The organism is Caballeronia sp. INML1 (assembly GCF_023631085.1).
Taxonomy (GTDB): Bacteria; Pseudomonadota; Gammaproteobacteria; order Burkholderiales; family Burkholderiaceae; genus Caballeronia; species Caballeronia turbans.
The window spans coordinates 50247-63677 of record NZ_JALQDT010000013.1 but is presented as its reverse complement, the minus strand read 5'-3'; the positions used below and the strand labels follow the sequence as shown (position 1 = coordinate 63677).

Genomic DNA, 13431 nt, shown 5'->3' with positions numbered 1-13431 from the left:
AACACCCCGGAGAAGTCCGGGGTGTTTTTTATAGCACGCTCGCGCCTTTCCGAAAGCATCCGGAAAGGCACTTCTGACTTATTTTGACAAGGTCTTAGCCAGTTGCTGCCATGTCTCGATGATCGTGTCCGGATTCAGCGACATCGACTCGATGCCCTGCTTCGCGAGCCACTCCGCGAGGTCCGGATGATCGGACGGGCCCTGGCCGCAAATGCCGACGTACTTGTTCATCCGCAGACACGTTTCGATCGCGCGCTTGAGCATGAACAGCACCGCTTCGTCGCGCTCGTCGAAGTCCGCCGCGAGCAGCTCCATGCCGGAGTCGCGGTCGAGGCCGAGTGTCAACTGCGTCAGATCGTTCGAGCCGATCGAGAAGCCGTCGAAGCGTTCCAGGAACTGCTCGGCGAGAATCGCGTTGGACGGCACTTCGCACATCATCACGAGCTTCAGATCGTTCTTGCCGCGTTCGAGACCGAACTTCTTCAGCAGTTCGACGACGCGATCCGCCTGCTTCACCGTGCGCACGAACGGCACCATGATCTGCACGTTGTCGAGACCCATTTCCTCGCGCACCTTCTTCAGCGCGATGCATTCCATGTGGAACGCCTCGGCGAAGTCTTCCGCGATATAGCGCGAAGCGCCGCGGAAACCGAGCATCGGATTCTCTTCGTCCGGCTCATAGCGCGAGCCGCCGATCAGCTTCTTGTACTCGTTCGACTTGAAGTCCGACAGACGCACGATGACGGGCTTCGGATAGAACGCCGCCGCGATCGTGGCGATGCCTTCGGTCAGCTTGTCGACGTAAAACGCACGGGGCGACGCGTGACCGCGCGCGACGCTCTCGACCGCCTTCTTGAGATCGGCATCGACGTTCGGGTACTCGAGAATCGCCTTCGGATGCACGCCGATGTTGTTGTTGATGATGAATTCGAGCCGCGCCAGACCAACGCCCGCATTGGGCAACTGCGCGAAGTCGAACGCAAGCTGCGGATTGCCGACGTTCATCATGATCTTGACCGGAATCTTCGGCAGTTCGCCGCGCTGCACTTCGGTCACTTCGGTTTCGAGCAGGCCGTCGTAGATCTTGCCTTCGTCACCTTCCGCACACGATACCGTGACGAGCGCGCCGTCCTTCAGCACGTCCGTGGCGTCGCCGCAACCGACCACGGCCGGTACGCCCAGTTCACGCGCGATGATCGCCGCGTGGCACGTACGGCCGCCGCGATTCGTCACGATGGCCGATGCGCGCTTCATCACCGGCTCCCAGTTCGGGTCGGTCATGTCGGCGACGAGCACGTCACCCGGCTGAACGCGTTCCATTTCCGACGGATCGTGAATCACGCGCACGGGACCCGCGCCGATCTTTTGGCCGATCGCGCGGCCAGTCGCCAGCACGTTCGACTGACCCTTGAGCTTGAAGCGCATCTCGGCCTTGCCGGACGCCTGGCTCTTGACCGTTTCCGGGCGCGCCTGGAGGATGAAGATCTTGCCGTCGCGGCCGTCCTTGCCCCACTCGATGTCCATCGGACGCTGATAGTGCTTCTCGATGATGACCGCGTACTTCGCGAGTTCGATCACGTCTTCGTCGGTGATCGAGAAGCGGTTGCGCTGCTCGTGCGGCACGTCGACGGTCTTCACCCGGCCCGGCTCACCCGGCTTCGTGAATTCCATCTTGATGAGCTTCGAGCCGATCGAGCGGCGGATGATCGGATACTTGCCCTGCTCGAGCGTGGTCTTGAAGACGTGGAACTCGTCCGGATTCACCGCGCCCTGCACGACCGTCTCACCGAGGCCGTAGCTCGACGTGATGAACACGGTTTCCTTGAAGCCCGATTCGGTGTCGATGGTGAACATCACGCCCGCCGCGCCGACGTCCGAGCGGACCATGCGCTGCACGCCCGCCGACAACGCAACTTCGGCGTGCGTGAAGCCCTTGTGGACGCGATAGGAAATGGCGCGGTCGTTGTAGAGCGACGCGAACACGTGCTTCATGCGATCGAGGACGTCCTCGATGCCGACCACGTTCAAATAGCTTTCCTGCTGGCCCGCGAACGATGCGTCCGGCAAGTCCTCGGCGGTCGCGGACGAGCGCACGGCGAATGAAAGCTCTTCGGGCGAGCTGTTCTGGAGCACCTCGAATCCACGGCGGATTTCGTCTTCGAGACGCGGCTGCATCGGCGCGTCCACGATCCACTGGCGGATTTCCTTGCCCGCTTCGGCGAGCGCTTTCACGTCGTCGACATCGAGCGTCTCGAGACGCTTGGCGATGCGGTCGGTCAGGTCGTTGTGCTGGAGAAAGTCGCGGAACGCGAGCGCAGTTGTGGCAAAGCCCGTCGGCACGCGAACGCCGGCTTCGGAAAGCTGGCTGATCATTTCGCCGAGCGACGCATTCTTGCCCCCGACGATTTCCACGTCGGTCATTCGCAACTGCTCGAATGGAACTACATACGCCTGATCCTTTGCGACATCTTTCGCAACATTGACTGCGTTAGTCATACAAGCCCCTAAGGTGGATGGAATTCACGATCGCACGAGTGGGCTCATATGCGGCGGCGCTCATTGGAAGCGCGGACGCATCTCGTACAACCTGTTTGATAAACCATCGGGGAGCGCGTCACGGGAGCCGGCGCGCGTTGCAAAAAGAAGCGGGACGTCTGAAATCTGCTCGAAACCGTGGGTTTTTGCTGCCAAAACCGACGAACCGACCGCGATTTGACGAAAATCCGAATCAATTTCTCCGCAATTGCTTATCGAACAGGTTGCCGCTATTCTACCGTGCCGATTCTCAATTTGTTTCGGCAGAGACGGCAATTCCACGGCAGAATCGAAGACTTTTACGCCGTTGGGTTCGCCGGCGCTCATCGCTGGGCAACCAATGTAACACAGGCGCTTTCGTCCGCCGTGCCGGGCGTTCCCGCGGTTTGTTTCGCGTGTTACCGTTTGAGCGCGCCCGCCCCAACTCGTTCCCATTTGGTCCTTTGCCGATGCCGCCTTCCGTATTCATCGTTTCCGACGGGACCGGGATCACTGCCGAAACGTTCGCGCATTCGATCCTCGCCCAGTTCGATCAAAAATTCCGGCTCGTGCGCGTGCCTTTCGTCGATTCGATCGACAAGGCGCACGCGACGGTCGAGAAGATCAACGAGGTCGTGGAACTCGATGGCCGCCGGCCGATCGTCTTCACCACGCTCGTCGACAGTGCGTCGAACGAAGTGGTCAAGCGCTGCAACGCGCTCGTTCTCGACATGTTCCAGACCTTCATCGAGCCCCTCGAGCACGAACTGGAAATGAAGTCGACGCACGCGATGGGCCGCGTCCACCAGAACGCCGACACCGAGGAATACAAGAACCGCATCGAGGCAATCAACTTCTCGCTCGCGCACGACGACGGCCAGTCCAATCGCAACCTCGCCGACGCCGATGTCATTCTGGTCGGCGTGTCGCGCAGCGGCAAAACGCCGACGAGCCTCTATCTGGCGATGCAGTACGGCGTGAAGGCCGCGAACTATCCGCTGATCCCGGAAGATTTCGAGCGCGGCAAGCTGCCTACGCCTTTGCTCGAACATCGGTCGAAGATGTTCGGTCTGTCGATCGACCCACAGCGGCTCGCGGAAATTCGCAACGAGCGCCGCCCGGGCAGCAAGTACGCGGCGCTGGAGAACTGCCGCTACGAGATCAACGAAGCGGAAATGATGATGAAGCGCGAAGGCATCAAGTGGCTTTCGTCGACGCACAAGTCGATCGAGGAAATCGCCACGACGATCCTGCAGGAAATCAAGCCGGAACGGCCGTCGTATTACTGAATCTCCTGCTCAGCGCTGCTGGCGGCACTGCTCGAAAAGACAGATCGCCGCCGCGGCCGCCACGTTGAGCGACTCCATGCCGCCCGGCTGCGGAATGGTCACGCGATGCGTCACGGCATCGCGCCAGATCTGCGACACGCCCGCGCCTTCGTTGCCGAACACCCACGCAAGCGCCCCCGACAGATCGCAATCGTAGAGCGGAACGGCGCCGTGCGAATCGGTGATGGTCACGGGCGCATCGAGCCGCGCGATCAGATCCGCAGGCTCCACGTCCTCGAAAATATCCAGCAGGAAGTGCGCACCCATTCCCGAGCGCAGTACTTTCGATGACCATGCATATGCGGTGCCCGGCGCGCAGAACACGCGCGTGATGCCCGCAGCCGCCGCGCTGCGCAGAATCGAGCCGACATTGCCGGCGTCCTGAATGCCGTCGAGGATCACGCACGTTTCGGCGACGCGCGCGGGCAACGCGGCATCGATCTTCTCGACCTGCAGCAACATTCCCACGCCGTGCACGACGCTCGAAAGCTGTCCGAAAAGCGCGTCCGGCAACACGACGACACGCTTCTCCTCGATACGCGCGACGATTTCGCGGGCTTCCTCGTGCGTGAGCGCGCCTTCGGTGACTACGCACGTTTCGGGCTGTCCCGCTGCATCGAGATAAGCCGACGCCAGATGCAGCCCTTCGAGCAGGGCATGCCCGCTGCGACGCTGCTGCGCGGTCGAGCCGGCCAGCGCCTTGATACGCTTATAGAGCGGATTGTCCCGCGAAGTGATGGATTTCACGTTTGGATTAGTGCCGCTCAGAAGGCACGCGCGTCCGGATCGTCTTCGAGCGTCGAGGCGGCCTGAAGCACTTCAGGCGCGATCTCGGGCAGGACGGAGCCGAACAGGAGATGCGCCTCGCGCACCGGCGCGAACGAACGCCGATGATGCTCGCACGGGCCGTGCTCGCGCAGCGCCCTGAGATGCTGCGGCGTGCCGTAGCCGGAATGCGCATCGAAGCCGTAGACCGGATAGGTTTCGTGAAGCTCGACCAGCATGCGATCGCGCGTGACCTTCGCGAGAATCGATGCCGCCGAAATCTGCTTGATGAGCGCGTCGCCGCCAATCACGGCTTCGGCGCGAATCGACAGAACCGGGCAGCGGTTGCCATCGACCTTGACGAGCGTCGGCGCGACCGACAGTCCTTCCACCGCGCGCTTCATCGCGAGCATGCTCGCATGCAGGATGTTGATCGTGTCGATTTCCTCGACGCTCGCCGACGCGACGCAATACGCGAGCGCGCGATCGACGATCTTCTCGTAGAGCTCCTCGCGTCTTTTGGCGGTCAGCGCCTTGGAATCGTCGAGACCGTTGATGCGCGGCCTGGCGGGATCGAAAATCACGGCCGCGGCCACGACCGGGCCGGCCAGCGGACCGCGCCCCGCCTCATCGACGCCGCAAACGATGTCGAAAGGTGAACTGAAATCGAGTCCGGCCTGAGCCGATCGTTTCGCCGCCATTATCGCGGGCTCCGCGTTTCGAGCACTCGCGCAACCGCCTCGGCCGCCTTCTGCGCCGTGTTCTGGCGCAGCGCGATGTGCATGTCGGTGAAGATTTCTGTCAGGGTACGGCGGTTGGCGTCGTCATTCAACTGTTTCAGCGTCGCGTCGGCGAGCGCTTCGGGGGTCGCGAAGTGCTGGAGAATTTCCGGCACGACGAAGCGGCCCGCCAGAATGTTCGGCAAACCGACATACGGCAGATAACCCTGCCGCTTCATGATCTGACCAGTCAGCCAGGGCACCTTGTACGAGATGACCATCGGCTTCTTGAGCAGCGCCGCTTCCAGCGTCACCGTGCCGCTCTTCACGAGAATCGCGTCGGCGGCGGTCATCGCGGTTTGGGCGCGGCCGTCGGTGATCGTCAGTGACAGATGCGGATGCGCGTCCACGAGCGGCTGCAGCAGCGCGCGCAACGCCGGATTCGCGGCGGGCATCAGAAAGCGCACGCCCGGTTCGCGAAGCTGCATCAGTTCCATCGCGTCGAAGAAGGTCGGACCGATCAGCGAAATTTCGGAGCGTCGGCTGCCCGGCAGCACGGCGATCACAGGGCCGCCTTCCGCGATACCGAGTTCGCGGCGCGCGCCCATGACGTCCGGCTCGAGCGGAATTTCGTCTGCGAGCGGATGACCGACGTAGCTCGCCGCCACGCCCGCCTTCGCCAGCAACGCAGTCTCGAACGGAAACACGCACAGCATGTGATCGACCGCTTTCGCGATCTTCTTGATGCGGCCGCCGCGCCAGGCCCAGATCGACGGGCAGACGAAATGCACGGTCGGAATGCCGGCTTCGCGCAGCGGCTGTTCGAGGCCGAAGTTGAAATCTGGCGCGTCCACGCCGATGAACATCGACGGCGGCTCCGCAAGCAACTGGCGCTTGATCTCGTTGCGGATACCGAGAATCTCGGGGATATGCTTCAGCGCTTCGACATAGCCGCGTACCGTCAGCTTGTCCATCGGCCAATGCGCTTCGAAGCCCTCGGCTGTCATGCGGGGGCCGCCGATGCCGCTGTAACGCGTGCCTTCCGGCAGGGTTTGCGCGAGGCCCTTGAGCAGCGAGGCCGCGAGCAGGTCGCCGGACGGCTCGCCCGCGACCATCGCGATGCGTGGCGGGTTGGTGATCAGGGTCATCGGGCAGCGTGCTAGCGGATGATGCCGCGCTGCGACGCCGCGATGAAATCGGAAAATGCCGTGACCGGCTCGTCGCCCTCGCCGCCGGCCGTGCTCAGTTCCTTCAACTGCGCCTTCGCCTCTTCGAGCGACAGACCGCTTTTGTAGACGATGCGATACGCCGAGCGCAGCGCGGAGATCGCCTCGGGCGTGAAGCCCCGGCGGCGCAGGCCTTCGACGTTGATGCCATGCGGCTCCGCCTTGTTGCCGGCCGCGATGACGAAGGGCGGCACGTCCTGCACGAGCGCGGAGGCGCCGCCGAGCATCGAATGCGCGCCGATGCGCACAAATTGATGCACGCCCGACATGCCGCCGATGATCGCGTGATCGCCGACGAACACGTGCCCGGCCAGTTGCGCATTGCTCGACATGATGACGTTGTTGCCGAGCCGGCAGTCGTGGCCGACGTGCACGTACGCCATGATCCAGCAATCGCTGCCGATGGACGTCAGCCCCTGATCCTGCACCGTGCCCGTGTGCAGCGTCGTGAATTCGCGGATGGTGTTGCGGTCGCCGATTTCGAGGCGCGTCGGCTCGCCCTTGTACTTCATGTCCTGCGGACGGCCGCCGATCGACGCGTAGTGGCCGATGCTGTTGTCGCGGCCGATCGTCGTATGGCCTTCGATTACGCTGTGCGAGCCGACGGTCGTGCCCGCGCCGATCACGACGTGCGAACCGACGATCGCGTACGGTCCGATTTCGACGGACTCGTCGAGCTGGGCGCCCGGCTCGATGATCGCGGTTGGGTGAATCTTGCTCATGCGCATTTCGCCTATGCTGTTCGTGCTGCTTGTTACGATGAACGCGGGATGAACGCAAATGCGCTCAGGCGTCCGTGGTCTTGACGGTACACATGAGCTCGGCCTCGGCGGCGGTCGCGCCATCGACCTCGGCGCGCGCCTTGAACTTCCAGATGCCTCGCATGTACCGCTCGAAGTGGACGTTGAGGATCAACTGGTCGCCCGGCTCCACCACGCGCTTGAAGCGCGCACCGTCGATGCCGACGAAGTAATAGAGCGTATTGGTCGGATCGTGCGGCTCTTCCGCGAACGTCAGGAGCGCCGCGGTCTGCGCGAGCGCTTCGAGGATCAGCACGCCCGGCATCACCGGGCGCGTCGGGAAGTGGCCCTGGAAGTACGGTTCGTTGATCGTCACGTTCTTCAACGCTTTGATGCTCTTGTGCGGCTCGAGTTCGAGCACGCGGTCCACGAGCAGAATCGGGTAGCGGTGCGGCAGCAGCGTGAGGATCTTGTGGATGTCGAGATTGATTTTTTCTGTGCTCATGGTCGTTCTGCTCACGCGCGCGTCGGGCGCGGAAATTTGGGTGGCGGGGCGTATCGGACGCCCGCCCGGAATTGCCTTCTTGCTTCGGCGGCGTGAAAGAGCCGCTCTGCTCGAGGTTCTTGCTTATGCGCCGCCGCTCGTATCGTCACGCTTGCCCGCATCGGCGAGCGCTGACTCCAGCGCCTTGATGCGCTCACGCATCTTGTCCAGATTGCGCATGATCGCCGCGTTCTTGTTCCAGTCGCCGTGCGGCACTGCCGGAAACGCGCTGGTGTACATGCCGGGCTTCAGAAGCGACTTCGAGACGCCCGATTGCGCCGTGACGATCACGTAGTCCGCGAGCGTCACATGGCCCGCAATACCGACCGCGCCGCCGATCATGCAATGCTTGCCGATGTTCGTGCTGCCCGCGATGCCCGCGCACCCGGCGATCACGGTATACGCGCCGATGCGGCAGTTGTGACCGATCTGCACGAGGTTGTCGATCTTCACGCATTCCTCGATGACGGTATCTGCCATCGCGCCGCGATCGATCGTCGTGTTCGCACCGATTTCGACGTCGTCGGCGATATCCACCGCGCCGACCTGCGGAATCTTGACCCAACTGCCGGTGCGCGCATCGCCCTCGCCGACGAAATCCGGCGCGAAGCCGAAGCCGTCCGCGCCGATCACGGCGCCCGCGTGCACGATCACGCGCGCGCCGAGCTTGCAGCCGTGATAGACGGTCACGTTGGGATACAGATGCACGTCGTCGCCGAGCTTCACGCCGCGGCCGACGACCACACCCGCATCCAGCTTCGCGCGCTCGCCGACGACCGCGCCCGCCTCCACCGTCACGTGCGGCCCGATCACGGCGCTCGCCGCGACCTTCGCGTCCGGATCGACGTAAGCGCTGGGATGCACGCCTGGCCTCGCCTTGGGCGTCGCCAGGTCGATGAACGCCTGGGCGACGCGCGCGAAATAAGCGTAGGGGTTCGGCGTGACGATGAAATTACTGCCCGCGCGATTCGTCACCTTCTCGAGATCGCCCGGAGAAATCAACACTGCGCCGGCGCGCGTCGTTTCGACTTGCGCCAGATACTTCTGATTCGCGAGAAACGCGAGTTGCGCGGAGCCAGCCTTGTCGAGGGGCGCGAGACTCCCGACAGCGTGCGCGCCGTCGCCGACCACCTCGCCGCCGAAGCGCTTCACCAGTTCGTCGAGCGTGATCGCCATGCCTGATGCCATCTCGTCTCAGTCCTCGTCAGTTCGGGCTCGTGAGCGAGCCCGTGCCGGTCGCACCCGCGGCCAGCGCCTTCAGCACCTGATCGGTGATGTCGATGCGCGGGCTCACGTACACCGCCTCCTGCACGATCAGGTCGTAATGCTGCTGCTCGGCAATCTGCTTGATCACCTTGTTGGCCCGGTCCAGCACTGCCGAGAGCTCCTCGTTGCGGCGCTGGTTCAGGTCCTCGCGGAACTCGCGCTGCTTGCGCTGGAAGTCCGCGTCGAGTTGCGCGAGGTCACGCTGGCGCGCCGCGCGGTCGGTCGGCGACATCGATGAACCGTTCTTATCGATGTTGTCCGACATCGCCTTCAGGCGCTGCGCCATGTCCTGCAGCGCCTTGTCGCGCTTGGAGAATTCCTGCTCGAGCTTCGACTGAGCGGCTTTCGCCGCAGCAGATTCGCGCAGGATGCGGTCCGAATTGACCGCAGCGATGCGCGCTTCCTGAGCACTGGCGGACATCGCCGTACCCAGGCCGAGAACCATCGACAACGCAAGCGCCAGCGCCCTATGTTTCGAATGCTTACCGGTTCCCAAAGTGTTCCTCACGTTACGTCTGAATGGATGAAGTTCGTGTCCGTCCGGGCGCCTTTAGAAGGCCGTACCGATCTGGAACTGGAACTTCTGATACTGGTCGCCATCGTGCTTCTGCAGCGGGAAGCCGAGGCTCAGCTTGAGCGGGCCGATCGGCGAGATCCACGCCAAACCCACGCCGTAGCCGTAGCGCAAGCCGTTCGCGCCGCCGCTCGTGCCGCCCTGGTTCGGATCGCCCCAGACGTTACCGGCATCGAGGAAGGTGAAGACGCGCAGGGTGCGGTCGTAGCCCGTGCCCGGAAGCGGGAAAGTCAGCTCGATGTTGCCGACCGCCATGCGCGAGCCGCCGATCGGATCGTTCGTCTTCGCGTCGCGCGGACCCAGCGAGCTCGGCGAGTAGCCGCGCACCGAGCCGATACCACCCGCATAGTAGTTCTTGAAGATCGGGTACGTCTGACCTTGCAGGCCCTTGCCGTAACCGCCCTGCAGGTTGAAGCCGAGCACGAAGCCGCGCGCGAACGAGTAGTAATACTGGAACTGCGCGTCGAATTTCGCGTAGGTCGTATTGCCGAGCGGCGTGCCGTATTCCGCGTTCGACTGGATGTAGTAGCCGCGGCTCGGAACGAGCGCGCTGTCGCGATTATCGCGCGACCAGCCCACTGTCAGCGGATAGTTGTTCACCACGCGGCCGAACTCGTTCACGTAGTTGATGTACGACTGCGGCGTGTTCGAGTCCACGTCCATCGTGTTCTGCTCGGCGCCCACGCCGAAGAACACGGTGTCCTGCTCGGAGAACGGGATGCCGAACTTGGTGTCCGCGCCCATCGTCACGATCTTGAAGCTCGAATCGGTCGAGTAGTACAGCGGCTGATACGTGCGGTAGTACGCGTCGGTGATCCGCTTGATGCCGTCGATCGTGAAGTACGGATCGACCTGCGTCACCGTCAGCGTGCGGTACGTCTTCGCGGTGTTCACGTTGACCGCGAGACTCGTGCCCGAGCCGAACACGTTGTCCTGCGACACGCCCGCCGACAGCACCACCTTGTCCGTCGACGAGAAGCCCGCGCCCAGCGTGATCGCGCCGGTCGGCTTTTCCGCGACCTTCACGTCGACGTCGACCTGGTCGTTCGTGCCTTCCACGGGCGTGGTGGTGACGTCCACGTCGGTGAAGTAGCCGAGACGGTTGACCCGGTCCTTCGACAACGCGAGGCGGCTCGAATCGAACCACGAGCTTTCGAGCTGGCGCATTTCACGGCGCACGACTTCGTCGCGCGTGCGCGTATTGCCGACGATGTTCACGCGCCGCACATAGACGCGGCGGCTCGGGTCCACTTGCAGCGTGAGCGCCACGGTGTGGTTGGACTGATCGATCTGCGGCTGTGCGTTGACCTGCGCGAACGCGTAGCCGTATTCGCCAAGCTTGTCGACGATCGCCTTGGTCGTCGCCTGCAGCTTCTCGGCGGAGAAGCGCTCGCCCGGCTTGATCTTGATGAGCTTGTTGAGCTCGGCTTCGCGGTCGAGCAGATTGCCCGAGAGCTTGATGCTGCTGATCTTGTACGGCTCGCCTTCATGCACGGCGATCGTCAGATACATGTCCTTCTTGTCCGGCGAGATCGACACCTGCGTGGAGTCGATGCTGAACTCGAGGTAGCCGCGGTTCAGGTAGTACGAGCGCACGTTCTCGAGGTCGCCCGTGAGTTTTTCCTTCGCGTAGAGATCGCTCTTCGTGTACCACGAAAACCAGTTCGGCGTGGAGAGCTGCATTTCTCCGAGCAGCGTGCTCGAACTCACCGCCTTGTTGCCGACGAAGTTGATCTGGCGAATCTTGGCGCTCGGGCCCTCCGCGACGGAAAACAGAATGGCGACCCGATTGCGGTCGACCGGCGTCACCGTCGTTGTGACTTCCGCCGCGTAGTAACCGCGCGTCAGATACTGACGCTTGAGCTCCTGCTCCGCCTTGTCGACGAGCGCCTTGTCGTACGAGCGGCCTTGCGACAGACCGACCGAACGCAGCGCCTTCGTGAGGTTGTCCTTGTCGAACTCGTGCAGCCCTGCGAAATCGATGGCCGAGATGGCCGGGCGCTCCTGCACCTGCACGATCACCACATTGCCTTCGGTGGCGATCTGAACGTCGTTGAAGAAACCCGTCGCATAGAGTGCGCGAATCGCTTCGGAGGCCTTGTCGTCGGTGAACGTGTCGCCTTGCTTAATCGGCAGATAAGCGAATACGGAGCCCGGCTCGATGCGTTGGAGACCGTCGATCCGAATATCCTGCACGACGAACGGCGTGGTGGCGTGTGCCGCCATACCCGTTGCGGCGAGTGCCGCGGCCACAGCCGTCTTAGGAACAAAGCGATGAGGTTTGAACAACGTGCTTCCCCAGTATTTAAAGCTGCATTCGTTCCGGCGGTCGCTCGAAAGGCGCCGCCAGAAATTGTCAAAGTGGATCAAAAACGAATCAGACGAGCGAGGTCGTTGAACAGTGCGATCATCGACAGCGCGACGATGCAGACCAGGCCCGCCCTTTGCAGAACCAGCTGCCAGCGATCGGATACGGCCTTGCCGGTAACAGCTTCAACCAAATAATATAACAGATGCCCACCGTCCAATACCGGAATCGGTAACAAGTTCAACACTCCGAGGCTGATGCTGACGAGGGCGAGAAACGAGACGAAGGCCGCCACGCCGAGCCTTGCGCTCTTGCCCGCGTAGTCGGCAATGGTGACCGGCCCCGAGAGATTTTTGAGCGAAGCCTCGCCGATGACCATCCGCCCGAACATGCGCAGCGAATAGATGCTGATGTCCCACGTGCGGTTCACGCCGAGGCGCAGACTCTCTATTGGCCCATAGCGCACGTCCACGGTCGGAAGCTGATTCGCGAGCGCGGCGCCGATGCGGCCGATTTCCTTGCCCGTCGACCCGTCGCGCTTCAGGTCCGGCACGATCTGCACGGATTCGCGCTTGCCGTTGCGCTCGATGACGAGCGTGACGGGCTTTGCGCCGTGCGCTTTCACGTAATCGATGAAGCTCGTCGCGTTGTCGACGCTGCGGCCATCGATCGCACGCAGCATGTCGCCCGCCTTCAGCCCGCTCTTCTGCGCCGCGCTGCCCGCCTCAACGCCCGCGACGGTCAGCGTGCCGCCGCCCGGGGCGAAGCCGAGCTTGTCCATGAAATCCTGATCGGCTTCTTCGTCGGTAATGCCGGCGACGCTCACCGGGAAGTCGAACGTGCCCTCGTGGGTCTTTGCCGTCAGCACGATCCGCCGATGATCGAACGATGCGTCGAGCACCTTCCAGCGCAAATCGGACCAGGAGCGGATCGGATGCGTCTCGCCGCCTTGCGCGTCGCGCATCGAGAGGACCGTTTCACCGCCTTCGAAACCCGCGCGCGCCGCTGCCGTGCCGGGCGCGGGCTGCGACACGATCGCCGCGGGCTCGGTCACGCCGCCCGCGAACACTGCGGAAAAGAGCGCGATCGCGAGCAGGAAGTTGGCGACGGGCCCCGCCGCGACGATCGCGATCCGCTTGGCGACGCTCTGGCGGTTGAAGGCGCGCGGCAAGTCCTCGGCGGGAATCGTCGTGCCGCTAGCGGGATCGATCTCGCGCTCGTCGAGCATTTTCACGTAGCCGCCGAGCGGCAGCGCGGCGATCGTCCATTCGACGCCCGTCTTCTTGCTGACCCACCGCACGAGCGGCTTGCCGAAGCCGACCGAGAACCGCAGCACTTTCACGCCGCACAGTCGCGCGACACTGTAGTGACCGAATTCGTGGACGACGACGAGTACGCCTATCGCAACGACGAAGGCGACGATTTCGGTCAGAAAGTTCATGACGGC

12 protein-coding genes are annotated in these 13431 nt (G+C 63.1%); 1 reads left to right on the top strand and 11 read right to left on the bottom strand.

Annotated elements, in window-relative coordinates; all coding sequences use genetic code 11:
* Nucleotides 1-78 precede the first annotated feature (78 nt).
* Together ppsA and NCR38_RS05715 are read right to left on the bottom strand one after the other, a co-directional pair.
* Nucleotides 79-2496, bottom strand: a complete 2418-nt coding sequence (ppsA, locus tag NCR38_RS05720) for a phosphoenolpyruvate synthase (RefSeq protein ID WP_061117555.1) — start codon at nucleotides 2494-2496, stop codon at nucleotides 79-81.
* Between the two features lie 60 nt (nucleotides 2497-2556).
* Complete coding sequence (locus NCR38_RS05715; RefSeq protein WP_143756311.1) at nucleotides 2557-2862, bottom strand: hypothetical protein; 306 nt, start codon at nucleotides 2860-2862, stop codon at nucleotides 2557-2559.
* 122 nt (nucleotides 2863-2984) lie between these two features.
* Here NCR38_RS05715 and NCR38_RS05710 point away from each other — a divergent pair, with 122 nt between their 5' ends.
* A complete protein-coding gene (locus NCR38_RS05710) occupies nucleotides 2985-3803 on the top strand; it encodes a pyruvate, water dikinase regulatory protein (RefSeq protein ID WP_061117556.1) in 819 nt (272 codons plus the stop codon).
* A gap of 9 nt (nucleotides 3804-3812) precedes the next feature.
* Here NCR38_RS05710 and NCR38_RS05705 read toward each other — a convergent pair whose 3' ends face one another.
* The 9 genes from NCR38_RS05705 to rseP form a co-directional block, all read right to left on the bottom strand.
* The gene (locus tag NCR38_RS05705) at nucleotides 3813-4589 is read right to left on the bottom strand and encodes an RNA methyltransferase (protein ID WP_061117557.1); all 777 of its coding nucleotides are present in this window, start codon (nucleotides 4587-4589) and stop codon (nucleotides 3813-3815) included.
* A 17-nt stretch (nucleotides 4590-4606) separates the two neighbouring features.
* A complete protein-coding gene (rnhB, locus tag NCR38_RS05700) occupies nucleotides 4607-5308 on the bottom strand; it encodes a ribonuclease HII (protein ID WP_061117558.1) in 702 nt (233 codons plus the stop codon).
* Entirely contained in the window at nucleotides 5308-6474 is a 1167-nt protein-coding gene (lpxB, locus tag NCR38_RS05695; protein WP_061117559.1) for a lipid-A-disaccharide synthase, read from the bottom strand. The genes rnhB and lpxB overlap by 1 nt, the downstream gene beginning before the upstream one ends.
* A gap of 11 nt (nucleotides 6475-6485) precedes the next feature.
* On the bottom strand, nucleotides 6486-7274 hold the full coding sequence (lpxA, locus tag NCR38_RS05690; RefSeq protein WP_061117633.1) for an acyl-ACP--UDP-N-acetylglucosamine O-acyltransferase: 789 nt from the start codon (nucleotides 7272-7274) through the stop codon (nucleotides 6486-6488).
* A 64-nt stretch (nucleotides 7275-7338) separates the two neighbouring features.
* Complete coding sequence (fabZ, locus tag NCR38_RS05685) at nucleotides 7339-7797, bottom strand: 3-hydroxyacyl-ACP dehydratase FabZ (protein ID WP_061117560.1); 459 nt, start codon at nucleotides 7795-7797, stop codon at nucleotides 7339-7341.
* Between the two features lie 123 nt (nucleotides 7798-7920).
* On the bottom strand, nucleotides 7921-9012 hold the full coding sequence (lpxD, locus tag NCR38_RS05680) for a UDP-3-O-(3-hydroxymyristoyl)glucosamine N-acyltransferase (protein ID WP_250476574.1): 1092 nt from the start codon (nucleotides 9010-9012) through the stop codon (nucleotides 7921-7923).
* Nucleotides 9013-9040: 28 nt separating this feature from the next.
* Nucleotides 9041-9547 carry an OmpH family outer membrane protein gene (locus NCR38_RS05675; protein WP_061117562.1) on the bottom strand — a complete coding sequence of 169 codons (507 nt, stop codon included), beginning with the start codon at nucleotides 9545-9547 and terminating at the stop codon, nucleotides 9041-9043.
* Nucleotides 9548-9652: 105 nt separating this feature from the next.
* On the bottom strand, nucleotides 9653-11965 hold the full coding sequence (bamA, locus tag NCR38_RS05670) for an outer membrane protein assembly factor BamA (RefSeq protein WP_061117634.1): 2313 nt from the start codon (nucleotides 11963-11965) through the stop codon (nucleotides 9653-9655).
* A gap of 77 nt (nucleotides 11966-12042) precedes the next feature.
* Nucleotides 12043-13425 carry an RIP metalloprotease RseP gene (gene rseP / locus NCR38_RS05665; RefSeq protein ID WP_061117563.1) on the bottom strand — a complete coding sequence of 461 codons (1383 nt, stop codon included), beginning with the start codon at nucleotides 13423-13425 and terminating at the stop codon, nucleotides 12043-12045.
* Nucleotides 13426-13431: the final 6 nt, after the last annotated feature.